Source organism: Nocardioides sp. AN3 (assembly GCF_054653495.1).
Genome location: NZ_BAAIGC010000004.1, coordinates 96796 through 119319, shown reverse-complemented (window position 1 = coordinate 119319; position 22524 = coordinate 96796). Strand labels below are relative to the sequence as shown.

Genomic DNA, 22524 nt, shown 5'->3' with positions numbered 1-22524 from the left:
GCGACTACGTTGCACCTGTCAGAAGACAGAGAAGAGAAATGAGGCCGATGTGACAACTGCCGTTGCCAGCAGCTCCCAGCTGACCGCTGCGGACCGCTGCGACCGTTGCGGGGCCCAGGCCTACCTTCGAGTCGAGCTCCAGTCCGGTGGGGAGCTTCTCTTCTGCGCGCACCACGCCCGCGAGCACGGTGACAAGCTCAAGGAGATCGCGGTCAACGTCGTCGACGAGACCCACAAGCTCAGCACGACCCCCGCCCCGGCGCCCGACGCCGAGCACTGAGCGCCGCCGACCCTGACCATCTGAAGGCCCCGGACGACGTCCGGGGCCTTCTGTCTCCCTAGTCTGTCCAGCGTGTCACCCCTCGAGATCCTGCTCGCCCTCGCCATCGCCGTGGGGCTGGCGACGACCATCGTCCCGATCCTGCCCGGAACGTTGATCGTCGGCGGCTCGATCCTGCTCTGGGCGGCGACGACGGGAGGGTCGACCGCCTGGCTCGTCTTCGCGGTCGCGGCTGTGCTGTTGATGGCGGGGACGATCGTCAAGTACCTCGTGCCGGGCCGCCGGCTGAAGGACGCCGGCATCCCCATGTCGACCCAGCTCGCGGGCCTCGTCCTCGGGGTCGTCGGCTTCTTCGTGGTCCCGGTGGTCGGCATCCTCCTCGGGTTCGTCCTCGGCATCTTCCTGGCCGAGTGGGTCCGCCTCGGGCGCGTCCGGGCCTGGCCCTCGACGAGGCGCGCCCTCGGCGCGGCCGGTCTGTCGATCCTCATCGAGCTGGCCTTCGGGGTCCTGGCCGCGGGCGTGTGGGTCGTCGGCGTCGTGGTCGCCTGATGGCGGTCGTCCTCGCCCTGCTCTCCGCCATCGCCTACGGCACCTCCGACTTCGTCGGCGGGGTGATCTCGACCCGCATCCCGCCCTGGACGGCAGCGTTCTGCTCGCAGATCACCGGGTCTGTCGCCCTCCTGATGCTGGCGCTCGTCCACGGCGGGTCGCTCAGCGCCGCGGGCGCCGCCTGGGGTGTGCTGTCCGGCATCGGCAGCGGCATCGGCCTGTCCTTCCTCTACCGGGGGCTGGCATCGGGCCGGATGGGCGTCGTCGCGCCGACGTCGGGCGTCGTGGCCGCGCTCCTCCCCGCCGGCGTCGGCGTGCTCACCGGCGACCGGCCCTCGGCGACGGCGTGGGCGGGGATCCTCCTGGCGGTGCCCGCGACCTTCCTCGTCGCCTGCGAGCCGGCCGCTCAGGTGCCCGACCGCTCCGCGGCTGGGCCCTCGGGCGTGCGGGACGGCCTGATCGCCGGGTGCGGCTTCGGCGTCGGGTTCGCCGCGATCGCCCGTGCGCCGGATGCGGACGGCTTCTGGCCCGTCGCGCTCAGCCTGCTCGTCGGGGCCGGAGTGGTCGTCGTCGGCGCGCTCGTGGCCCGGGAGGACTGGCTCCCCCGGAGCCGGACCGCGGCTCTCTCGACGACCACCGGCGTCCTCGCCGCCACCGCGCTTGCGCTCTTCGTGGCCTCACTCGACCACGGGATGCTCACGATCTCGGCCGTGATCGCGGCCCTCTACCCCGCCGCCACGGTCCTGCTCGCCATCACCGTGCTTCGCGAGCACGTGCACCGCACCCAAGCCGTCGGCCTCGGCCTGTGCGCGATCGCCGTGGCGCTGGTCGCGGCCGCCTGACCCCGCGACGTCCGACGCCTTGGCCGTCTGGGCGACCACCTCGTAGGACATCGTCGCCGCACGCCCCAGGACGTCACAGGACGTCATACGCCCTGGCTGCTTCGGCAGCCAGGGCGTATGACGTCGTTGACGCGGGTCAGTCGAGGTAGTCGCGCAGGACCTGCGACCGGGAGGGGTGACGCAGCTTCGACATCGTCTTCGACTCGATCTGACGGATGCGCTCGCGCGTCACGCCGTAGACCTTGCCGATCTCGTCGAGGGTCTTCGGCTGACCGTCGGTGAGGCCGAAGCGCATGCTGACGACGCCGGCCTCACGCTCCGACAGGGTGTCGAGCACCGCGTGGAGCTGCTCCTGCAGGAGGGTGAAGCTGACTGCGTCGGCCGGGACGATGGCCTCGGAGTCCTCGATGAGGTCACCGAACTCGCTGTCGCCGTCCTCGCCGAGCGGGGTGTGGAGCGAGATGGGCTCGCGACCGTACTTCTGGACCTCGATGACCTTCTCGGGGGTCATGTCGAGCTCCTTGGCGAGCTCCTCCGGGGTGGGCTCGCGACCCAGGTCCTGGAGCATCTGGCGCTGGACGCGCGCCAGCTTGTTGATGACCTCGACCATGTGCACCGGGATGCGGATCGTGCGGGCCTGGTCGGCCATGGCGCGGGTGATGGCCTGCCGGATCCACCACGTCGCGTACGTCGAGAACTTGTAGCCCTTGGTGTAGTCGAACTTCTCGACCGCTCGGATCAGACCCAGGTTGCCCTCCTGGATGAGGTCGAGGAAGAGCATGCCGCGACCCGTGTAGCGCTTCGCGAGGCTGACGACGAGTCGCAGGTTCGCCTCGAGGAGGTGGTTCTTGGCGCGCCGACCGTCCTCAGCGATCCATTCGAGCTCCTCCTCGAGCTTCGGCGTGAGCTTGCCGCCCTTGGCCAGCTTCTCCTCGCTGAAGAGACCGGCCTCGATCCGCTTGGCGAGCTCGACCTCCATCTCGGCGTTGAGGAGCGGCACCTTGCCGATCTGCTTGAGGTAGTCCTTGACCGGGTCGGCGGTCGCGCCCGCGACCATGACCTGCTGCTCGGGCTCGTCGGTGTCGTCGGCGGCCGAGACGACGAAGGAGGCCTCCTTCTCGTCCTCGGCGATCGACGGGTCGGTCGCGACGTCCTTCTCGAACTGATCGTCGGAGATGTCGGGCAGGAGCTTCTTGCCGTCGGGGCCGACCCGGCCCTCGGCTTCGTCGCCCCCCGCGTCCTCGCTGTCCTCGGCGTCGGTCTCCTCCGCCGCGTCGGCGTCCTCGACCTCGATGTCCTCGATGTCGACGTCCTCGATGTCGGCGTCAGCGTCGGCAGACTCGTCGGAGTCGACGTCCTCGTCAGCTGCGTTCGCCGAACCGGACGTCTCCTCGTCCGCCGCTCCGGTCTCGGTCGTGGCGGTGGTCGTCTTCTTGGTCGTCGACGTCGCGGCGGCCGTCTTGAGCCCGGGCGCCCCGAGGTCGACCGAGATCCCGAGCGTGCTCAGATGCCCGAGCAGCGCCTTGAGATGCCGGGGCTCGACCGCGGCGAGCTCCGTCGCCTGACGCACCTCCTCCGGCGTGACGCGACCGGTGGGCCTGGCCCGGTCGATGAGCGACACGACAGCCGGGTGGCTCAGCACCTCGGCGGGGATCTTGCGTGCGTTCGAGGACACGAACACCTCTCGTGACAGTGTTTTCGACGGCCAGCCAACGCTGGCCTCGTGGCTTCGGGGCGCGGCAAGGCCCGGTTACGTCAAGAGCCGCTGTCTCATTCTGCCACGCAGATCCTGAAGAACCGTCACCAGCGGCTCACTTACGTGCTGACGCAGCCTTCGCCGCCGCCTTCTGCTCCTGCTTGTAGGCGCGGACCTTCTGCAGCGACACGGGGTCGACCACGTCGGCAACCGACCGGTACCCCTCTTCGCCGTAGGCACCCACCACCGCCTGCCAGCCCTCCGGCCGTACGCCGAGCTGCTTGGCCAGGAGCGCCACGAAGATCTGGCTCTTCTGCTTGCCGAAGCCGGGCAGCGCCATGACGCGCCTGAGCAGCTCCGTGCCGCTGGTCGCCTCGTTCCACAGCCGCGTCACGTCTCCGTCGTACTGCGTCGCCACCACGCCGGCGAGCTCCTGGAGGCGAGCGGCCATCGCGCCGCCGTAGCGGTGGATCGCCGGTGGCCGACGGCAGAGCTCGGAGAACGCCTCCGGATCAGCGGCCGCGATGGCTGCGGGGTCGAGCGTGCCGAACCGCTCGAGCACCTTCGCAGGGCCGGCGAAGGCGCGCTCCATCGGGAACTGCTGGTCGAGCATCATGCCGACGAGCAGGGCGAACGGGTCCTCGGACAGCACCTTGTCGGCAGCAGCGTCCTGGGCGATCTGGATGGCCATGCGACCATCCTGCCCGACCCGCGCCCGAGCCGTCCCGGCGCGGGACGTCAGGCACACCGTGGGAGCGGTGACACCTTCCGCATGACGTCGGCGAACGGCCTGTCCGGTCAGTCGCCGGCCTTGACCGCCAGCACGGGGCAGTGCGCATCCAGGAGGATGCGCTGGGCGTTGCTGCCGAGGATCAGCTTGCCGACCGGCGAGCGTCGGCGCAGGCCGATGACGATGAGCTCGGCGGCGTTGGCCTCGGCGATGCTGATGAGGTCGTCGGCCGGGTCGAACCCGCGGACGAGCTGTCGGATGACGTAGGGCACCCCCTTGGCGTCGAGGCGCCGACGGACGTCGTCGAGTGCCGCATCCTGCTCCTCGGCCGCCTTGTCGTCGTAGTCCGGTCCGCCTCGATGCGAGCTGACCACCACGAGCTTGAGCCCGCGGAGCTCGGCCTCCTGCACGGCCTTCTCCAGCGCGGCATCACCCTCGGGCTTCGGCACGTAGCCCACCACGACCGTCGACATCGCGACCTCCTCGCTCGGCAAGTGTGAGCCAGGTTACACACGCTGCGGGTCGCGTGGGCAGACTGTGGATGAGCAGCGGCGTGGCGCGGCGGCGTCCGGCAGGCTGGAGCTCATGGAACATCGGGCAGGCCTGAGCGAGCCGCTGGCGCAGCCGCTGCGACGCGCACTGCGGCACGCGGTCCGCGACCATGCCCTGGGCGAGCGACCGCGAAGCCGTCTGCCGATCCTGCACGTCGGCGCACCGGACGGCCGCCGGCTGGCGCATCCGGTGCACGCCGACGAGGCGATGGATCACAGCCTGCGTGCCGACGTGGTCGCCGCGCTCGTGCACCGGCTCGAGCCCTCCGGGCTGCCGTTGGTCTGGCTCACACGTCCGGGCGACCTCCTGGTCGACCAGGACGTCGACATCGAATGGCTGGCGGGCGCCCGCCAGGCCTTCGCGGAGGCGGGCCGGCCCCTGATCTACGTCGTCGTCAGCGGGCACGGCTGGCGCGACCCGCGCAGTGGGCTGGAGCGGCGGTGGGCCCGGGTGAGGCGGCGCTCCGGCGTGTCCCCGTCGGTGACAGTCCCCTAGTCCCAGGTGTGGACCGGCGCGCCGGTGTGCATCCGCTCCCGGTAGTCGAGCAACGTCGCACGCAGGGCCGCTCGGCGACCGTCGCGCGACCGCTCCCGCACCCGCCGCACCAGCCATTCGGCACCGTTGGTCCGGCGCCTGGCGCGCTGCTCGATGACGCCGAGCAGACGGTCCGCGTCCTCGCCGTCCACACCCCATGCCAGCAGCCCTGCGCGCGCCTGTTCCAGGAGCGCGAGGACGACCTCCGTGGCCGCTACCTGGTCGCGGCCGGGCCAACGGACCTCGGCCGCGATGCCGTGGCGGGCGGCCTCGTGGAAGTTCGCCTCGGCGACCGCGAACGGCAGCCGGGACCACAGGGGCCGCTCGCTCTCGGCCAGCGACCGCACCAGCCCGAAGTAGAGCGCCGCGTTCGCCATGGTGTCGGTCACCGTCGGCCCGGCGGCCAGCACCCGGTTCTCCACGCGCAGGTGCGGCACGCCGTCGGTGACGTCATAGACCGGCCTGTTCCAGCGGTAGATGGTGCCGTTGTGCAGGCGCAGCTCCGCGAGCCCCGGCGTGCCGCCCGCATCGAGGACGGTGAGTGGGTCCTCCTCGCCCAGCACGGGCAGCAGCGCCGGGAAGTAGCGCCGGTTCTCCTCGAACAGGTCGAAGACCGAGGTGACCCAGCGCTCCCCGAACCACACGCGTGGACGGACGCCCTGCGCCTGCAGCTCCTCGCTGCGAGTGTCGGTCGACTGCTCGAAGAGTGGGATGCGGGTCTCGCGCCACAGCTCCTTGCCGAGGAAGTACGGCGAGTTGGCGCCGATGGCGACCTGGAGGGCGGAGACCGCCTGGGAGGCGTTCCAGTACGCCGCGAACCGGTCAGGGCGGACCTGGACGTGGAACTGGGTGCTCGTGCACGCCGCCTCGGGCAGCACCGTGTCGGCCTCCATCTCCAGCCGCTCGGCGCCCTCGATGGCGATCCTGATGTGCTCGCCCCGAGCCGCCAGCACCTGTTCGTTGAGCACCGAGTAGCGCGAGTCGGCGCTCATGCTGGGCGGCTCGAGGTGCTCGGGGGCCAGCGTGGGGAGGATCCCGATCATCATCAGGTCCGCACCCTCCGACGCCGACCGCTTCTTCGCCTCGTCGAGACGCTCCCGCAGAGATTCCTCCAGCCGGACGAGACCGCCGTGATGAAGGACGGTGGGCGGCACGTTGACCTCGACGTTGAAGCGGGCCAGCTCCGTCTGGAAGTCCGGGTGGTCGATCGCGTCGAGCACCTCCGCGTTGCGCAGCATCGGCAGGCCGTCGTCGTCGACGAGGTTGAGCTCGACCTCGAGCCCCGTCATCGGGTCCGTCGCGTCGAAGCGCTGCTCGGCGAGCATCCGCGCCAGCGCATCGAGACTGCGTCGCAGCTTCTCGCGGAAGCGCGCCCGATCCGCGCCGCCGAACTCCTGCTCCTCGACCTCCTCGCCCATCAGTGCCCTCCTTCGGGTCGGCGGTCGCCCGCCACTACGGCGTCCTCCACGTCGCCTCGGTGCGGGCGAGCAGGTCGTCGACGACGCCCTCGACGCTGCCGCTCCGTTCGTAGGCAGCCCGCTGCTGGGTCGCCCCGCCGGCTCGCAGGACCCGCTCCACCCCGGCACTCACCCGCTCGAGGTCGCCGGTCTCCTCGAGGACGTCGCGCACATGGTCGACAAGGGCCGCCAAGACGTCGCGGGCGGGCCGCCGCTCGCGCAGGCGAGGATCGACGAGCGTGTTGGTCAACCCCATCCGTGCCGCGCGCCAGTGGCATGCCCGCAGCAGCTCAGCGCGCCACCGGTCCAGCGGCCGCTCCTGCTGCCACTCCCGTGACGCGGTCACCACCAGGCCCCGCACGAGGGCGGTCGCCAGCACCGCGTCCTCGTGGTCGGTGCACGAGTCGAGGACGCGCACCTCGACGGTCGGCTGTCCCGCGGAGAGCCGAGCGTCGAAGTAGAGCATCCCCTCGTCACGGGCCGCCCCGGTCATCAGCAGCATCCGGGAGGCCTCCTGGTAGCCCTCGACGCTCTCGAATGCCTCCGTGGAGCCCGCGCTCGGCCACCTCATCCAGGCCTGCGAGCGCCATGAGGCGTAGTGGGTGTCCCTCCCCTCAGCGAAGGGCGAGTTCGCGCCGATGGCCACCAGGACGGGCAGCCACGGGGCGATCCTGTCGATCACGCCGACGCCCTCCTCCGGTGAGTCGATCGCCACGTGCACGTGGGTGCCGCACGTGCTGCCGTTGCGTGCGGTCGCCCCGAAGATCTCGACCATCGCTCGGTAGCGCTCGTTCGGGGAGACCCGCGGCTCATGGCCCTCGATGGGGATGACGCCGCACGCGATCACGCCCAGCCCGGCGGAGATCGCGGCCTCCCCGGCGGTGCGGCGGGCGGCCACCAGCTGCCGCGCGACGTCGTCGAGATCCGCGGTCGGGTCGGTGCGGGTCTCGATCTGGTGACCGAAGAGCTCCTGGTCCAGCTCATCCGTCGACGCCCGGGGGCGCCGACCGCTGCCGTGCTCTCGGTTGGCCTTGAGGACCTCGGGGGCGCGCGAGCTGATCGCACGGGTCTCCGGATCGACCAGGAGCAGCTCCTCCTCGACCCCCACGGTTCGGGCGCACATGCCGCCACGTTATCCAGCCGATCCGGGGGGAAACCTGCGTCTCCACTCCTCCGTGGGCGCGACGGCACCGCGGAGCAGAGCGGCCACCAGCCGCCCGAGCGAGTGGTCCGCGCGAACAGCCAGGCACCGGTCGACGGCGCACCACGCCAGCGCTCCGTTGCCGTTCATCCAGGCTGCCAGGGCCAACATCGCGCCGGCGTCCGCGACCAGTCCCGCCGGCGCCCGTCGCACCAGATCGGTCCACAGCCTCATGTGTCCGGCAGCGTCCGCCCGTCGGATCGCCCGGCAGGCGTGGTCGCGGACCGCCGGATCATGGACGGCTAGGAGGATCCGCGCGACCTCGGCATCGTCGGGCGCCGTGCCGGCTGCGGCATGACGGGCGACCATCGTGCGCAGCGCCGGGCCGCTCAGTCGCATCGCGGCCACCGCGGCCACCGCAGCCTTCGCGGCCGGCGCGGCCTTCGCGGCCGGCGCGTTCGACCCCAACTCCTGTCGGGGGGCCACCGAGGGCTCGGCCGCGGCCTCGTGCGCGTCCGCGGCTTCGGCCCCCAGCCGGGCGAGGGCGTGCTCGACCGCGATGACCGCCGCCGGATCGGAGCGCAGACGTGCGACGAGCTCGCCTCGGGACGCCTCGACGACCTTGCCCTTGACGATCGACTCGAGGCGCAACGGGTGGAGCGTGGCGTCGTACGCGATGCCCTGTCTCGGGACCCCGGCACGCCCGAGCGGATCGAACCGGCGACCCCCGTGGGTGCGGATGATGGCGACGACGCGCACGTCGGCCGACTCGAACCGCCGCTCCAGCAGGCGCGCCATTCCCTCGACTGCACGCTCCTCCCCGCTGTAGATGACGAAGATCACCCGAAGGACACCATGCCGGCGGACGGGCTCGAGCAGCGCCTCGATGCACACCTCGACGACCGGCGGGGCCGGCAGGTCGACCCGCGCGTGGAACCGTGCCGACCCATCGAGAGCGATCATCACGATCGAGTCCTCCGGCTCGAAGCCGATGACGACCGGAACCAGCGCGAGGACGTCTTCGGCGGTGCTGACGGTGTAGGCCATGTCGCCACCCTCGCTCGTGACGCCGGTCGACGCGAGCCGACCGGTGCGGGCCTGTGGACAACGCCCGCCGACGGCACACGGTAGGTTCCGTGCGTGCGCCAGCACGCCTCCGTCCTCCATCTCGACCTCGACGCCTTCTACGCCTCGGTCGAGCAGCGCGACAAGCCCTCCCTGCGGGGCAAGCCCGTCATCGTCGGAGGGGTCGGCGGTCGCGGCGTCGTGGCGACTGCGTCCTACGAGGCCCGCACGTTCGGCGTGCACTCCGCCATGTCGACCCGCGAGGCCCGGTCGCGCTGCCCGCACGCCGCGTTCCTCTATCCCCGCTTCGGCGCCTACCGCGACACCAGCGAGCGGGTGATGGGCCTGCTGAGGAGCGTCTCCCCCTTCATCGAGCCGCTCTCCCTCGACGAGGCGTTCGTCGACCTGGAGCAGTCCGAGCTCGCCGACCTCAGCGTCGACTCGGTGACGAGGTTCGCCGACGACCTCCGTGAGCGGGTGCGCGAGGTGACGGACGGCCTCACTGCGAGCGTCGGAGCCGGCACGAGCAAGTTCATCGCCAAGGTGGCCAGCGACCTCGACAAGCCCGATGGCCTCGTGGTGGTGGCCCCGGGCACCGAGCGTGACCTGCTGCGGCCGATGCGGGTGAAGGTGATCCCCGGCGTGGGGCCCGCGACCGACGAGCGGCTACGCCGAGCCGGCATCCACACCGTCGCCGACCTGGAGGCCGTCAGCCTCGACGAGCTCGTGCGCCTGGTCGGCAAGGCCCATGGCGGCAGCCTCTACCAGCTGGCGCGCGCGGAGGACGACCGACCCGTCGTGGCGGAGCAGGAGGCGAAGTCGGTCAGCGTGGAGAGCACCTACGACACCGACCTGACCGACGCGGTCGTGATGGAGGGCCTCATCACCCGCCAGGCCCGCGAGGTGGCGGAGCGTCTGGGCAAGCACGGGCTCTCGGGCCGGACGGTCACGCTCAAGGTGCGTCTCTACGACTTCACCACGTTGAGCCGGTCCACGACATTGCCCGCTCCGACCGACGCCGCGGCCACGATCGGCCGGCTCGCCCGCGCGCTGCTGACCGACCTGATCTCGACCGGCGCGACCTCGGGCGGCGTTCGGCTGCTCGGCGTCGGCGTCTCCGGCCTCGCCGACTGGATCCAGGAGGACCTGTTCGGGGAGTCCGGAGCCGAGGAGGAGACACCCAGCGCTCCCGAGCCGGAGACGCCTCTGCGTCGGCGCCCGGAGTGGGCACCCGGCATGGACGTCGTGCATCAGGAGCTCGGCCGGGGCTGGGTCTGGGGCTCCGGGCGGGGCGTGGTGACGGTGCGGTTCGAGACGGCCTCGACCGGCCCTGGCCCGGTGCGGTCGTTCTCGACCGATGACCCGGCCCTCAGCCCCTGGCCGGCGCCCGGAAGCTGACGACCTCGCCGGGGCGCGCCTGCGCGCATCGCCACAGGTCGTCGGGATGGGCCACGGCGACGACCGGGTAGCCGCCTGTCGGCGGATGGTCGGCCAGGAAGATGATCGGGCGCCCGCTGGGCGGGACCTGCACGGCCCCGAGGACCATGCCCTCACTGGGCAGCTCGGCGTCGCACGCCCGCTCCAGCGCCGGCCCGTCGAGCCGCAGGCCGATCCGGTCGGAGTCGGGCCGGACCGCCCACTCATGGGACAGGAGCAGCTCGTAGGCGGCCGGAGTGATCCAGTCCGACCGCGGACCGGGCACCAGCCGAAGGGGACCCGAGCGCCGAGCGGGCGGCACGTCGAGCGGACGCGGCGCACCGACGGGGTCGCCGAGCGGCAGCACCATCCCTGCGCTCAGACGAAGCGGCCCGACCCACGCGAGCGTGTCGGTGCTGCGTGAGCCCAACACAGGGTCGACCGCGATCCCGCCCGCGACGGCGACATAGGTACGCACGCCGTTCGCGGGCTCTGGCACCCGGAGCTCCTCCCCCGCCGCCCACCACCGCACGTGCGGGTCACAGGCGCCCGCCATGGCCAGCCACCGGCCCGGTCCGGCGTTGCGAACCGTCAGGCCGCCGAGCACCGTCTCCAGCACCGCGGCGTCCACCAGATTGCCCGCCAGCCGGTTCGCCAGGGCCGCCGCCGGAGCGTCGAGCGCGCCCGCCCGGGGCACGCCGAGATGCGCCCAGCCGATCCGTCCGGCGTCCTGCACCGTTGTCAGCGCGCCGGCGGCGAGGACCTCAAGCGACGACAAACCGCACCTGCGTCCCGGGCGCCAGCAGCGCGGGCTCCGGAGCGTCCGGGTCCCAGAGCGTGACGTCGGTGCGACCCAGCAGGAGCCACCCGCCGGGTGAGGCCGTCGGGTAGACCCCGCACCATTCGCCGGCGAGCGCCACGGACCCCGCGGCCACCCGAGCACGCGGCTCGGCCAGTCGAGGCACCCACCAGTCCCGCGGCAGACCGGACAGGTAGGCGAAGCCCGGGGCGAAGCCGCAGAACGCGCTCGTGAACGTCAGCGACGTGTGCCGGCGTACGACCTCCTCCGGCGGCACCGACCACCGCGCCGCCACCGCCTCCAGGTCCGGTCCGTCGTAGACGACCGGCACCTCGACACTGCGCCGGTGCCGGACTGCGGTGCCCCCTGGCCAGGTCGCGAGCAGGTCCGCCGCCCGGTCGGGGTCGACGCCGTCGAGCAGGACGGTCCGGGCGGCCGGCACGACCTCGTCCACGTCCAGCTCCTCGCCGCGCAGCCATGCGGCCAGCTCCGCGGCCTCCTCCGGAGAGGCGACCTCGGCCAGCAAGGCGTGCAGCCCGACCGGTCGCGTCCTCACAGGCCGACCAGCCGCCAGCCGGCGCTCTCCAGCGCGGAGCGCACGGCGCGAGCGTGCCCGACCGCCCCGGGCGTGTCACCGTGCAGGCACAGGGAGCGGACCGAGCCTGCCAGAGCCAGGGCCTGCCGGACGATCGCCTCCTCGTCGGTCAGCACGGCGCCGGGCTGGTCCCGCGGGCGGAGGCTGTCCCCGTCGTAGGCGCGGTCGGGGAAGCCCTCCAGGATCACCTCACGGCCTGCCTCGGCCGCTTGCGTGAGGAGCGCGCCCGGCATCCCGAGGACAGGCAGCCTGCCGGAGCCCTCGAGCACCGCGGCCGCCTGGACGGCGTCGCGACGGGTGCGGTGATAGAGAGCCCCGTGCGCCTTGACGTAGCGCACCTTCGTGCCCGCCGCCTCCGCGATCGCCGAGAGCACGCCGACCTGGTCGGCGACCTGCTCGCGCAACGCCTCGGCCGGCACCTCGAGCTCGACCCGTCCGAAGTTCTCCCGGTCAGCGTAGGAGACCTGCGCGCCCACGGAGACGCCTCGCTCCGCAGCGACGGCGCACACGGCGCGCATCACCGCCGGCGACCCGGCGTGGTAGCCGCAGGCGACGTTCGCCGACGTCACCAGGGCGAGGAGCGCCTCATCGTCGGTGACCTCCTCCCCCAGGTCGGCGTTCAGGTCCACCACGTCACGCATGACTTCGAGGATAGAGTCGCCGGATAGGGTCGGCGACATGCCCGACCAGCCCCTCCCTCCCGTCGCCGCGAAGCGCCCGGTCACCACCACCCACCACGGCCGCAGCCGGACCGACGAGTACGAGTGGCTCCGCGCCAAGGACGACCCCGAGGTCCTCGCCTATCTCGAGGCCGAGAACGCCTGGACCCAGGCGCGCACGGCGCACCTGGAGGGCCTGCGCGCCACGATCTTCGAGGAGATCCGGTCGCGCACCCTCGAGACCGACCTGTCGGTCCCGCTCCGCAACCGGGGGTACTGGTACTACGGCCGCTCCTTCGTCGGACGGGAGTACGGCGCCTCGTGCCGCGTCCCCGTCACCGACCCCGACGACTGGACGCCGCCGACGCCGGCCGACGTCGATCCCGAGCAGCCGGCGCTGCCCGGCGAGGAGGTGCTGCTCGACCTCGACGAGCTCGCGACGGGCCACGACTTCTTCTCCCTCGGCGGCTCGGCCGTGTCGCCGGACTCGACCAGGCTGGCCTATGCCACCGACGTCGTCGGCGACGAGCGCTACACGATCCGGGTCAAGGACCTCACCAGCGGCGCCCTCCTCGGCGACGAGATCACCGGCGTCATGGGCGGCGCGACCTGGGACCGTGACGGGGAGAGCTTCTACTACTCGACCGTCGATGAGTCCTGGCGCCCCGACAAGGTCTGGCGCCACGTCCTGGGGACGTCCCAGGCCGACGACGAGCTGGTCTTCCACGAACCCGACGAGCGGTTCTGGAGCGGGCTCGGCCGCAGCCGCAGCGACCGCTTCCTCATGATCGAGTCCGGCGCGAAGGTCACCACGGAGTACCGCTTCCTCGACCTCGACGACCGCGAGTCGGGCTGGCAGGTCTTCGCGGCCCGGGAGGAGGGCGTCGAGTACTCGCTCGAGCACGCCACGCTGCCCGACGGCGCCGGCGGCGTCGAGGACGTCTTCCTGGTCCTCCACAACGGAAACGGCCCGGACTTCGAGATCGCCACGGCACCCATCGCACCGACCCCGCGCGCGGACTGGACCCCGCTGATCCCCCACGACTCGGCCGTGCGACTGGAGTCGGTCGACGCCTTCGCGAGCCACCTCGTCGTCCACCAGCGCAGCGGCGGGCTGACCCAGCTCCGCCTGCTGGAGCTCGGCGCCGAGGGCATCGCGGACGACTACCTCGTGAAGTTCGACGACGAGCTCTACACGATCGGGTCGGGGGGCAACCCCGCCTTCGACCAGCCGACCGTGCGCCTGGGCTACACCACGATGCGCACGCCGAGCTCGGTCTACGACTACGACGTCGCCAGCCGCTCGCTCACCCTGCGCAAGCAGCAGCCCGTGCTCGGCGGCTACGACGCGGACCTCTACGAGGAGCACCGCCTCTGGGCGCCCGCCGACGACGGCGAGCAGCTCCCGATCTCGATCGTGGTGCGCAAGGACGCCCGGGCCGCCGGACCGGTGCCCGTCCACCTGTACGGCTACGGCTCCTACGAGCACAGCATCGACCCCGGCTTCTCGATCGCGCGCCTCTCGGTGCTCGAGCGCGGCGCCGCCTTCGCGGTAGCGCACGTCCGCGGCGGCGGCGAGATGGGGCGCCGGTGGTACGACGCCGGCAAGCTCGGGCACAAGCGCAACACGTTCACCGACTTCATCGCCTGCGCCCAGCACCTCGTCGACTCGGGGTGGACCACGGCGGGATCGATCGTCGCGGAGGGCGGCAGCGCCGGGGGGCTCCTCATGGGCGCGGTGGCGAACCTGGCGCCGCGGGGCCTCTTCGCCGGCATCGACGCCTCCGTGCCGTTCGTCGACAACCTGACGACCATGCTCGACGCCTCCCTGCCGCTCACGGTCGTCGAGTACGACGAGTGGGGAAACCCCGAGGCGGACCCGGAGGTCTACGACTACCTCGCGTCGTACGCGCCCTACGACAACGTCACCGCGCAGGACTACCCGCCGATCCTGGCCGAGACGTCCCTCAACGACACCCGCGTGCTCTATGTCGAGCCCGCCAAGTGGGTCGCTCGGCTGCGGGCCGTGGCCGGAGCGGACGTGCTCCTCAAGACCGAGATGTCGGCCGGTCACGGCGGCGTCTCCGGGCGCTACCAGGCCTGGCACGACCGGGCCTTCTCCCTGGCCTGGATCCTCGACCGGCTGGGCCTCGCGGACCGCTGAGGACGGGGGTCGCCCTGAGAAGACCCTGAGAGATCGGCTCCCAGGCAACTTCACGCACCAGTCGAACGTCCTTTCCTTCGAGAGCGCATGCATGGCCCGGGAATCCCAGGGTCACCTGAAGCGTTGAGATCCTGCAGGCGAACCCTGCATGTGAAGGAGGGTCCCCATGGCAACACGCACCGCCATCCGCGACATCGAGGGTCGCGACAGCGTCGGCCTCTACCTGGACGAGATCGCCCGCAACGAGCTGCTCGACGCCGCCAAGGAGGTCGAGCTCTCCAAGGCGATCGAGGCCGGCCTGATGGCAGAGAGCCTGCTCGCCCAGCGCCGCTACGGCCGCAAGGCGCCCGGCGGGGCGACCAAGCAGGAGCTCGAGTGGCTGGCCGAGGAGGGGCGCAAGGCGGTTGACACCTTCATCACCGCCAACCTGCGACTCGTGGTCTCGATCGCCCGGAAGTACGGCCGCGCCCAGATGCCGATGCTCGACCTGATCCAGGAGGGCAACACCGGCCTGATCCGCGCCGTGGAGAAGTTCGACTACACCAAGGGCTACAAGTTCTCGACCTACGCGACCTGGTGGGTGCGTCAGGCGATCACCCGGGGCATCGCGCAGCAGGCCCGCGTCGTCCGTCTGCCGGTCCACGTGGTCGAGGAGCTCAACCAGATCGGTGGCGCCCGCCGGACCCTCGAGCGCCAGCTCGGTCGCGACCCTGAGCCGGCCGAGATCGCCGCTGAGCTCGGGATGGAGCTCGAGCGCGTGCTCGACCTCATGGCCTGGGGTCGCGAGCACGTGAGCCTCGACTCCCCCGTCGACGAGGACGGTGACACGTCCCTGGGCGACCTGATGGCTCAGGAGACCGCCCCCGGTCCCGACCTCACGGTGCTCGACGAGGAGTCCCGCGAACGTCTGAACGCGCTTGTCGGCCAGCTCGACGACCGCGCGGCCGACATCATCCGCTCCCGCTACGGCCTGCTCGACGGTCGCCAGCACAAGCTCGCCGACATCGGTGTCAAGCACGGGATCTCCGCCGAGCGCGTGCGCCAGCTCGAGCGGGAGGCGCTGCAGAAGCTCCGTCGCCTCGGCGACCCGGATCTCGCGGCCTGAGAGCGCTCTCAGCGTATCGCGACCAGCTCCTCGAAGACCTCCGTCACCTTCCGGCGGAGGTCTTCGAGCGTCCCGGTGTTGTCGATGACATGGGTGGCGATGTCCAGCCGTGCCTCGCGCGACGCCTGGGCGGCGATGCGGGCGCGCGCGTCGGCCTCGGTCCAGCCCCGGTCGCGGAGCATCCGTGCCACCTGGACGTCCTCGGGCACATCGACGACGATCACCGCGTCGAAGGTGCTGGCCTGGCCCGTCTCGGCCAACAGCGGGATGTCGTGGACGACCACCGCGTCCGGGCCGGCGGCCGACTCGAGCTCGGCCGCGCGTGCACGCACGAGCGGATGGACGATCGCCTCCAGCGTCCGGCGTCGTTCCGGCTCAGCGAAGACGATGGCCCCCAGCCCCGGACGGTCCAGGTCTCCCTGTGCGGTCAGCACGCTCGGACCGAACGCGTCGACGACCGCGGCGAGCCCCGGCGTACCCGCCGCCACGACCTCGCGTGCCAGCTGGTCGGCGTCGATGACGGTCGCACCCAGCTCGGACAGGATCCGCGACACCGTGCTCTTCCCCGACGCGATGCCGCCGGTCAGCCCCACTCTCACGGCGCCCTAGTCTTCCAGCAGCCGGCGCAGGATCCGATCGAGGTCGGCCCGGTCGCCGTCGGAGAGCCGCTCGAGGTGGCGCTCGGACTCGGCGCTCCGGGTCTGCCCGATGAGTCGTGACAGCCGGCGACCTTCCTCGGTCACCTCCACACGAGTCGCACGCCGGTCGGTCGGATCGGGCTGACGGGACACGAGCCCGCGACCCTCGAGAGCGTCGATCACCTCGGTCGCCGAGCGCGGCACGATGCGGAGCCGGTCGGCGATCTCGGAGGGCCTCGTCGCACCGTGCTCAGCGATCACGTGCAACGCGCGGGACTGGGCCGGCGTGACGTCGTACGACTCCAGCGCCCGCTGGAACCGCCGCCGCAGGGCCCGCGCCACCGCCATCAGCAGCTCCCCGGTGGTCTCCTCGTCGGCGGCAGGCCCGTTCACGGGAATGATCCTAACCGGTCGTGGGTTACCCTCATTGTGAGGTTGCCTCAGCAGTTGAGGCGGCCGACAGCCGAAAGAGAGGTGGTCGCGTGGACGACCTGCGGATGAGCTCGCGGGGAGGACCGGGTCACGGGGCCGCGCACGAGGAGCGACCGGGCCGCCGCAGCCCCGACACGACCCGATCGGACCGGCGCCAGCTCGCGGACCGACCGGTCTCGCTGCGGCGCATCGGTGCTCTCTTCGCCGACCACAAGGCGACCCTGGCCCTCGTGGTCGTGCTCATCGTCGCGAGCTCCCTCATCGGCCTGGCACAGCCCTTCCTGGTCAGGCACATCATCGACGTCGCGCTCCCCCAGCAGGCCGTCGGCCTGCTCCTCTGGTGCGTGGCGGGCATGGTCGGGGTGGCGGTCGCGAGCGCAGCGCTCGGCATCTTCCAGACCCTGCTGTCCACCCGGATCGGCCAGCAGGTCATGCACCGGCTGCGCAGTGACCTGTTCCGTCATCTGCAGCGTCAGTCACTCGACTTCTTCACGCGCACGCGCGGCGGCGAGGTGCAGTCGCGGATGGTGAACGACATCGGCTCGATGCAGAGCGTGGTCACGAGCACCGCCACCGCCATCGCCGCCAACGTCACGGTCGTCGTGGGCACCGCCGTCGCCATGGTCGCGCTGGACTGGCGCCTGGCGCTCATCTCGCTGCTCGTCCTGCCGCCTGCGGTGGTCACGACGAGGCAGGTGGCGCGGATGCGGTACGCCGTCACGACCGCCCGGCAGCAGAAGCTGGCCGACCTGCACGTGCAGGTCGAGGAGGGCCTCTCGGTGAGCGGCATCCTGCTCGCCAAGACACTCGGCGCGGCCCCAGCGCTCTCCCGGCGCTTCGAGCAGACCTCTCACGACCTCGTCGACCTCGAGATCCGCAGCCAGCTCGCCGGCCGCTGGAGGATGGCGACCATGCAGGTCGTGTTCGCCGCCGTGCCCGCCGTCCTCTACCTGGCGGCCGGCCTTCCCGCCACCCGCGACGGCATGACGATCGGCACCCTCGTGGCCTTCGTGTCCCTGCAGGGCTCCCTGTTCCGTCCGATGATGGGCTTGCTGAACGTGGGCGTCGACGTGACCTCGAGCCTGGCCCTCTTCAGTCGCATCTTCGAGTATCTCGACCTTCCCGTCGAGATCGACGACCCCGACTCGCCGGTCCGCCTGGACGAGGTCCGCGGTGCCGTGCGCTTCGAGCACGTGACGTTCGGCTACGACTCCACCTCGCCGGTGCTGCACGACATCGACCTCGCCGTCCCGGCCGGGACGAGCCTCGCCCTCGTCGGCGCGACGGGCTCCGGCAAGTCCACGTTGGCCGGCCTCGTCGCCCGACTGCACGACCCGGACAGAGGCCGGATCATGCTCGACGGCGTCGACCTGCGCGACCTGACGCTGAGCGACCTCGCCGAGGCGGTCGGCGTCGTGACACAGGAGACCTACCTGCTGCACGCCACGGTGCGCGACAACCTGCGCCACGCGCGCCCCGAGGCCACGGACGACGAGATCGAGGCGGCGGCGCGCGCCGCCCGCATCCACGACCTCATCGAGTCCCTGCCGGAGGGCTACGACACCATGGTGGGCTCCCGTGGGCATCGGTTCTCGGGCGGCGAGCAGCAGCGGCTCGCCATCGCGCGCACCCTGCTGCGCGATCCCCGGGTCCTGGTGCTGGACGAGGCGACGAGCGCGCTCGACAACACCACCGAGCGCGAGGTCCAGGCGGCACTCGACACGCTGGCAGAAGGACGGACGACGATCACCATCGCCCACCGGCTCTCGACGGTGCGCAACGCCGACCAGATCGCCGTCCTCGACGGCGGCCGCGTCGCCGAGCTCGGCACGCACGAGGAGCTCCTGCTGCGTGGAGGTCGGTACGCCGACCTCGTCCGCGGAGGCCTGGAGCAGACCGCGGCGGCGTGATCCCCGGAGCCCGAGCTCAGCAGGCGAAGCGCCGGCGGTAGGCCTGCGGGCTGAGTCCCCGCACGCGCGTGAAGTGGTGGCGCAACGTGGCGGCGTTGCCGAAGCCGACCTCGTCGGCGATCCACTCCACGGAGCGGTCGGTGGTCTCGAGCAGCTGCTCGGCCCGCAGCACCCGCTGGTTCGTCACCCAGGAGTGGGGCGTCGCTCCGGTCTCCGCTTTGAACCGCCGCGCGAAGGTGCGCGGAGACATCAGCGACCGACGCGCAAGGGTGTCGACGTCGAGCGGTTGCTCGAGGTTCTCCACGATCCAGCCGAGCAGCGGGGCCAGGGTGTCGGCGTCGCACTCCGGCACGGCGCGTGCGATGAACTGCGCCTGGCCGCCGTCGCGCTGCGGCGGCACGACCATCCGCCGGGCGATCGCGCTGGCCACCTGGGCGCCGTACTCCTGCCGCCAGATGTGCAGCGTGGCGTCGAGTCCCGCGGCGGTGCCGGCGCTGGTGACGATCTGCCCGGAGTCGACGTAGAGCACCTCCGGCACGACCTTCGCCTCCGGGTAGCGTGCCGCCAGCTCGTCGGTGTACTTCCAGTGCGTCGTGCACTCGATCCCGTCGAGCAGCCCCACCTCCCCCAGCGCGAATGCTCCGGAGCAGACGGTGAGCAGCCGGGCGCCTCGTGCGTGGGCGCGGAGCAGAGCCTCGCGCACCCCGTCGGGCATCGGCCGGTCACGCCGCATCGCCGGAATGCCGATGAGGTCCGCCTCCTCCAGCCGGTCGAGCCCGCGGTCGACGTTGAGCGAGAAGCCGAGGCTGAACTCCACCGCGCCCGGTCGCGGCGCACAGACGTCGAAGTCGAGCAGGGGCACGCCGTCGTCCTGCCGGTCCAGGCCGAAGGCCTCGCAGAGCACGCCGAACTCGAAGGGTGCGACGCCGTCCCAGATCAGCGCCGCCACATTGCGCAGAGTCACCCAGACAGCATGCCACGATCACTGGCAGAAAATCGACGTACAGCGGCATCTCTGCCACTCGCGGCAGGATATCGACGGACGAAGGATTACTGCCATGGCCGTTGTGATCCTCATCCTCCTGGTGGCCGGCTTCGCCGCACTCACCGCCTACGCCCGTCACGACCGGTTCGCCGGCCCGCACCACCAGCGTGTCGACTTCGACGACTTCGGAGCCGCCCCCGACCACAACCTCGTCCGGCTCTGACCGAGACACACAAGAACGAACCAGGAACGCCGAAGGGCGCCCACCGAGACGGTGGGCGCCCTTCTTGGCGTGGTGCCTCATCTGAGTGCTCCGAGTGCGTGCATCGCAAGGCGGAGGAGGGAAGGCGGCCTTGGAGCGAAGCGGCCGACGACCGACGACAACGCAGCGAGGTGCGTGCTCGGAGTGCTCAGATTTAGTTGGTGCCGGTGAGCTTCTCGCGCAGCGCCTGCAGCGCCTCGTCGGAGGCGAGCGAGCCGCTGGTCTCCTCCGTGGCGGAGGAGTACGACGTGGCCTCGCCGGCCTCGGCCTCGGCCTGCTTGGCCTCGGCCTGCTGCTTGACGTGGGCCTCCCAGCGGGCGTGCGCCTTGGCGTACTGCTCCTCCCAGGCGGCGCGCTGGTCCTCGAAGCCCTCGAGCCACTCACCCGTCTCGGGGTCGAAGCCCTCGGGGTAGATGTAGTTGCCCTGGTCGTCGTAGGTGGCCTGCATGCCGTAGAGGGTCGGGTCGAACTCCTCGACGTCCGCGGCGGCGCTGGTCTCGTTGGCCTGCTTGAGGGACAGCGAGATCCGGCGACGCTCGAGGTCGATGTCGATGATCTTGACCATGACGTCGTCGTTGACCTGGACGACCTGCTCGGGGATCTCGACGTGGCGCTCGGCCAGCTCGGAGATGTGGACCAGGCCCTCGATGCCCTCCTCGACGCGGACGAACGAGCCGAACGGCACCAGCTTGGTGACCTTGCCCGGGACGATCTGGCCGATCTGGTGGGTCCTCGCGAAGTGCTGCCACGGGTCCTCCTGGGTCGCCTTCAGCGACAGGGAGACACGCTCGCGGTCCATGTCGACGTCGAGCACCTCGACGGTGACCTCGTCACCGACGGCGACGACCTCGGACGGGTGGTCGATGTGCTTCCACGAGAGCTCGGAGACGTGGACGAGACCGTCGACGCCGCCGAGGTCGACGAACGCACCGAAGTTCACGATCGAGGAGACGACACCCTTGCGGATCTGGCCCTTCTGGAGCTGGGTCAGGAAGCCGTGGCGAACCTCGGACTGCGTCTGCTCGAGCCAGGCACGGCGCGAGAGGACGACGTTGTTGCGGTTCTTGTCGAGCTCGATGATCTTCGCCTCGAGCGTCTGGCCGACGTAGGGCTGCAGGTCGCGGACGCGACGCATCTCGACGAGCGAGGCCGGAAGGAAGCCGCGCAGGCCGATGTCGAGGATGAGGCCGCCCTTGACGACCTCGATGACGGTGCCCTCGACGACGCCGTCCTCGTCCTTGACCTTCTCGATCGTGCCCCAGGCGCGCTCATACTGAGCACGCTTCTTGGACAGGATCAGACGACCCTCCTTGTCCTCCTTCTGGAGGACCAGAGCCTCGACCTGGTCGCCGACGGAGACGACCTCGTTGGGGTCGACGTCGTGCTTGATCGAGAGCTCACGCGAGGGGATGACGCCCTCGGTCTTGTAGCCGATGTCGAGCAGGACCTCGTCCCGGTCGACCTTGACGATGGTGCCCTCGACCAGGTCACCGTCGTTGAAGTACTTGATCGTCGAGTCGATCGCAGCGAGGAAGTCCTCTTCGGACCCGATGTCGTTGACCGCCACCTGGGGCGCGTCGTAGTCCGGAAGAGCGGAGAGAGTCGTCATGAAGTAGTAGGAACCTTGGTGTTGGAAGGGAATGGTCCGCGCGCGCGGAGCACACGCAATGGCCAAGCCTACGCGGCGTGGGAATCGGCGTCCAACCGACGAAGACGCCCCGTCTCCTCTACTCTGGCCGGTCGTGGACGCAACGGAGGCACCCGACCTCGACCGGTTCATGACGTCGGCCCAGCGAGTCGTGGACTACCTCAACGACCGCACGCCCTTGACCGACTGGTCGGTGAGCCGGATCTCCGACGGCGAGCAGGTGCACCTGCACGTCCGCGGCAACGCGCTCCTGCACGTGGGCGACCGCGTCCCGTGGGACGAGACGTTCTGCCGCCGCATGCTCGGCGGTGCCTCGACCCTCGTCGAGGACGCGCTGCTGGATCCGGCGTACGCCGACCTGCCGACGGCCAAGGAGATCCGGGCGTACGCCGGCGTCCCGATCGTCGAGGGCGACGGCTCGGTCTTCGGCACCCTGTGCGGTGCCCGTGCCGAGCCGCTGCGCCCCGAGGAGTGGGTCGACGAGGACCTGCTCGGTGTCTTCTCCGAGCTGCTCTCGACCCAGCTGGCACTGGTGCGCAGCAGCGCCGTCCACCACCGCGCCAGCCTGCTCGCCGAGGCTCTGGCCAACAGCGACCGGCTGACCGGACTCATGAACCGGCGCGGATGGGACCTGGTCGTGGCGGCCGCGCAGGAGCGGGTCACCGCTCTCGGGGACCGCGGCGCGGTGCTGATGATCGACCTGGACGACCTCAAGCTGGTCAACGACACCGCGGGGCATCGGGCCGGCGACCGTCTGCTGACGACGGCCGCGTCTGCCTTGCGGGGCGCCTCACGGCCCGGCGAGGGCATCGCGCGCTACGGCGGTGACGAGTTCGCGGTGTACCTCGACGGCGTCGGCATCGACCTTGCCGACGTCACGCGCCGCTACGCCGGTGCGCTCGCCGCTGCCGGCGTCGCGGCCTCGGTCGGCTCCGCGCCTGTTGCAGCAGGCCCGCTGCCCGGGACCGAGATCGAGGAGGCCATGGCCGAGGCCGACGTCTCGATGTACGCCGAGAAGGTCCGTCGCAGGGCCCAAGCGGCGCCTGCCGGGCGGCCGCGCTAGCC

23 protein-coding genes are annotated in these 22524 nt (G+C 71.3%); 10 read left to right on the top strand and 13 right to left on the bottom strand.

Features of this window, described 5'->3' with window-relative positions:
* The first annotated feature begins 49 nt into the window (after positions 1-49).
* The 3 genes from ACYQ1K_RS06595 (at position 50) to ACYQ1K_RS06585 (ending at position 1671) form a co-directional block, all read left to right on the top strand.
* On the top strand, positions 50-280 hold the full coding sequence (locus tag ACYQ1K_RS06595; protein WP_459982031.1) for a DUF7455 domain-containing protein: 231 nt from the start codon (positions 50-52) through the stop codon (positions 278-280).
* 72 nt (positions 281-352) lie between these two features.
* Complete coding sequence (locus tag ACYQ1K_RS06590) at positions 353-829, top strand: DUF456 domain-containing protein (RefSeq protein WP_459982030.1); 477 nt, start codon at positions 353-355, stop codon at positions 827-829.
* On the top strand, positions 829-1671 hold the full coding sequence (locus tag ACYQ1K_RS06585) for an EamA family transporter (RefSeq protein ID WP_459982029.1): 843 nt from the start codon (positions 829-831) through the stop codon (positions 1669-1671). Before ACYQ1K_RS06590 ends, ACYQ1K_RS06585 begins: the two co-directional genes overlap by 1 nt.
* Before the next feature lie 136 nt (positions 1672-1807).
* Here the strand turns inward: ACYQ1K_RS06585 and ACYQ1K_RS06580 are convergent, their stop codons facing one another.
* The 3 genes from ACYQ1K_RS06580 to ACYQ1K_RS06570 form a co-directional block, all read right to left on the bottom strand.
* The gene (locus tag ACYQ1K_RS06580) at positions 1808-3352 is read right to left on the bottom strand and encodes an RNA polymerase sigma factor (protein ID WP_459982028.1); all 1545 of its coding nucleotides are present in this window, start codon (positions 3350-3352) and stop codon (positions 1808-1810) included.
* A 130-nt stretch (positions 3353-3482) separates the two neighbouring features.
* A complete protein-coding gene (locus tag ACYQ1K_RS06575) occupies positions 3483-4058 on the bottom strand; it encodes an HhH-GPD-type base excision DNA repair protein (protein ID WP_459982027.1) in 576 nt (191 codons plus the stop codon).
* Between the two features lie 107 nt (positions 4059-4165).
* Positions 4166-4570: a universal stress protein gene (locus ACYQ1K_RS06570; RefSeq protein ID WP_459982026.1), complete on the bottom strand. Its 405-nt coding sequence runs from the start codon at positions 4568-4570 to the stop codon at positions 4166-4168.
* A gap of 112 nt (positions 4571-4682) precedes the next feature.
* On the opposite strand from ACYQ1K_RS06570, the gene ACYQ1K_RS06565 reads away from it, so the two are divergent.
* Positions 4683-5144 (top strand): hypothetical protein, encoded by a 462-nt coding sequence (locus ACYQ1K_RS06565; RefSeq protein ID WP_459982025.1) that lies wholly within the window; start codon positions 4683-4685, stop codon positions 5142-5144.
* Here ACYQ1K_RS06565 and ACYQ1K_RS06560 read toward each other — a convergent pair.
* Genes ACYQ1K_RS06560 through ACYQ1K_RS06550 form a run of 3 tightly spaced genes read right to left on the bottom strand, consistent with a single transcriptional unit; the run spans position 5141 to position 8828 of the window.
* Positions 5141-6601: a glutamate-cysteine ligase family protein gene (locus tag ACYQ1K_RS06560; protein WP_459982024.1), complete on the bottom strand. Its 1461-nt coding sequence runs from the start codon at positions 6599-6601 to the stop codon at positions 5141-5143. The two genes, ACYQ1K_RS06565 and ACYQ1K_RS06560, sit on opposite strands and share 4 nt — an antisense overlap.
* Before the next feature lie 34 nt (positions 6602-6635).
* Entirely contained in the window at positions 6636-7763 is a 1128-nt protein-coding gene (locus ACYQ1K_RS06555) for a carboxylate-amine ligase (protein ID WP_459982023.1), read from the bottom strand.
* Positions 7764-7772: 9 nt separating this feature from the next.
* Positions 7773-8828, bottom strand: a complete 1056-nt coding sequence (locus ACYQ1K_RS06550) for a DUF4192 domain-containing protein (RefSeq protein WP_459982022.1) — start codon at positions 8826-8828, stop codon at positions 7773-7775.
* 93 nt (positions 8829-8921) lie between these two features.
* Here ACYQ1K_RS06550 and ACYQ1K_RS06545 point away from each other — a divergent pair, with 93 nt between their 5' ends.
* A complete protein-coding gene (locus ACYQ1K_RS06545; protein WP_459982021.1) occupies positions 8922-10244 on the top strand; it encodes a DNA polymerase IV in 1323 nt (440 codons plus the stop codon).
* On the opposite strand, the gene ACYQ1K_RS06540 is transcribed toward ACYQ1K_RS06545, so the two are convergent.
* Genes ACYQ1K_RS06540 through ACYQ1K_RS06530 form a run of 3 tightly spaced genes read right to left on the bottom strand, consistent with a single transcriptional unit; the run spans position 10216 to position 12297 of the window.
* Positions 10216-11040, bottom strand: coding sequence for a 5-oxoprolinase subunit C family protein (locus ACYQ1K_RS06540; protein ID WP_459982020.1), 825 nt, complete (start codon positions 11038-11040; stop codon positions 10216-10218). The two genes, ACYQ1K_RS06545 and ACYQ1K_RS06540, sit on opposite strands and share 29 nt — an antisense overlap.
* Entirely contained in the window at positions 11027-11617 is a 591-nt protein-coding gene (locus ACYQ1K_RS06535) for a 5-oxoprolinase subunit B family protein (protein WP_459982019.1), read from the bottom strand. The genes ACYQ1K_RS06540 and ACYQ1K_RS06535 overlap by 14 nt, the downstream gene beginning before the upstream one ends.
* Positions 11614-12297, bottom strand: a complete 684-nt coding sequence (locus tag ACYQ1K_RS06530) for a 5-oxoprolinase subunit PxpA (RefSeq protein ID WP_459982018.1) — start codon at positions 12295-12297, stop codon at positions 11614-11616. Before ACYQ1K_RS06530 ends, ACYQ1K_RS06535 begins: the two co-directional genes overlap by 4 nt.
* Positions 12298-12334: 37 nt before the next feature.
* Here ACYQ1K_RS06530 and ACYQ1K_RS06525 point away from each other — a divergent pair, with 37 nt between their 5' ends.
* Positions 12335-14479 carry a S9 family peptidase gene (locus ACYQ1K_RS06525; RefSeq protein ID WP_459982017.1) on the top strand — a complete coding sequence of 715 codons (2145 nt, stop codon included), beginning with the start codon at positions 12335-12337 and terminating at the stop codon, positions 14477-14479.
* Positions 14480-14645: 166 nt separating this feature from the next.
* A complete protein-coding gene (locus ACYQ1K_RS06520; RefSeq protein WP_459982016.1) occupies positions 14646-15584 on the top strand; it encodes a sigma-70 family RNA polymerase sigma factor in 939 nt (312 codons plus the stop codon).
* Between the two features lie 8 nt (positions 15585-15592).
* On the opposite strand, the gene coaE is transcribed toward ACYQ1K_RS06520, so the two are convergent.
* Together coaE and ACYQ1K_RS06510 are read right to left on the bottom strand one after the other, a co-directional pair.
* On the bottom strand, positions 15593-16183 hold the full coding sequence (gene coaE, locus ACYQ1K_RS06515) for a dephospho-CoA kinase (RefSeq protein ID WP_459982015.1): 591 nt from the start codon (positions 16181-16183) through the stop codon (positions 15593-15595).
* Between the two features lie 6 nt (positions 16184-16189).
* Positions 16190-16615: a MarR family winged helix-turn-helix transcriptional regulator gene (locus ACYQ1K_RS06510; protein ID WP_459982014.1), complete on the bottom strand. Its 426-nt coding sequence runs from the start codon at positions 16613-16615 to the stop codon at positions 16190-16192.
* 89 nt (positions 16616-16704) lie between these two features.
* On the opposite strand from ACYQ1K_RS06510, the gene ACYQ1K_RS06505 reads away from it, so the two are divergent.
* Entirely contained in the window at positions 16705-18564 is a 1860-nt protein-coding gene (locus ACYQ1K_RS06505; protein WP_459982013.1) for an ABC transporter ATP-binding protein, read from the top strand.
* A gap of 16 nt (positions 18565-18580) precedes the next feature.
* Here ACYQ1K_RS06505 and ACYQ1K_RS06500 read toward each other — a convergent pair whose 3' ends face one another.
* Positions 18581-19528: a helix-turn-helix domain-containing protein gene (locus ACYQ1K_RS06500; RefSeq protein ID WP_459982012.1), complete on the bottom strand. Its 948-nt coding sequence runs from the start codon at positions 19526-19528 to the stop codon at positions 18581-18583.
* 94 nt (positions 19529-19622) lie between these two features.
* Here ACYQ1K_RS06500 and ACYQ1K_RS06495 point away from each other — a divergent pair, with 94 nt between their 5' ends.
* Complete coding sequence (locus ACYQ1K_RS06495; protein WP_459982011.1) at positions 19623-19772, top strand: hypothetical protein; 150 nt, start codon at positions 19623-19625, stop codon at positions 19770-19772.
* Between the two features lie 193 nt (positions 19773-19965).
* On the opposite strand, the gene rpsA is transcribed toward ACYQ1K_RS06495, so the two are convergent.
* Complete coding sequence (gene rpsA / locus ACYQ1K_RS06490; protein ID WP_459982010.1) at positions 19966-21420, bottom strand: 30S ribosomal protein S1; 1455 nt, start codon at positions 21418-21420, stop codon at positions 19966-19968.
* A gap of 133 nt (positions 21421-21553) precedes the next feature.
* On the opposite strand from rpsA, the gene ACYQ1K_RS06485 reads away from it, so the two are divergent.
* Positions 21554-22522 carry a GGDEF domain-containing protein gene (locus tag ACYQ1K_RS06485; protein WP_459982009.1) on the top strand — a complete coding sequence of 323 codons (969 nt, stop codon included), beginning with the start codon at positions 21554-21556 and terminating at the stop codon, positions 22520-22522.
* Positions 22523-22524: the final 2 nt, after the last annotated feature.

Coding starts and splice junctions, on each gene's coding strand:
- ACYQ1K_RS06555 (WP_459982023.1), bottom strand. CDS start 7,763: ATGTGCGCCCGAACCGTGGGGGTCGAGGAGGAGCTGCTCCTGGTCGAT.
- ACYQ1K_RS06575 (WP_459982027.1), bottom strand. CDS start 4,058: ATGGCCATCCAGATCGCCCAGGACGCTGCTGCCGACAAGGTGCTGTCC.
- ACYQ1K_RS06550 (WP_459982022.1), bottom strand. CDS start 8,828: ATGGCCTACACCGTCAGCACCGCCGAAGACGTCCTCGCGCTGGTTCCG.
- ACYQ1K_RS06585 (WP_459982029.1), top strand. CDS start 829: ATGGCGGTCGTCCTCGCCCTGCTCTCCGCCATCGCCTACGGCACCTCC.
- ACYQ1K_RS06525 (WP_459982017.1), top strand. CDS start 12,335: ATGCCCGACCAGCCCCTCCCTCCCGTCGCCGCGAAGCGCCCGGTCACC.
- ACYQ1K_RS06560 (WP_459982024.1), bottom strand. CDS start 6,601: ATGGGCGAGGAGGTCGAGGAGCAGGAGTTCGGCGGCGCGGATCGGGCG.
- ACYQ1K_RS06495 (WP_459982011.1), top strand. CDS start 19,623: ATGGCCGTTGTGATCCTCATCCTCCTGGTGGCCGGCTTCGCCGCACTC.
- ACYQ1K_RS06520 (WP_459982016.1), top strand. CDS start 14,646: ATGGCAACACGCACCGCCATCCGCGACATCGAGGGTCGCGACAGCGTC.
- ACYQ1K_RS06565 (WP_459982025.1), top strand. CDS start 4,683: ATGGAACATCGGGCAGGCCTGAGCGAGCCGCTGGCGCAGCCGCTGCGA.
- rpsA (WP_459982010.1), bottom strand. CDS start 21,420: ATGACGACTCTCTCCGCTCTTCCGGACTACGACGCGCCCCAGGTGGCG.
- ACYQ1K_RS06570 (WP_459982026.1), bottom strand. CDS start 4,570: ATGTCGACGGTCGTGGTGGGCTACGTGCCGAAGCCCGAGGGTGATGCC.
- ACYQ1K_RS06530 (WP_459982018.1), bottom strand. CDS start 12,297: ATGCGTGACGTGGTGGACCTGAACGCCGACCTGGGGGAGGAGGTCACC.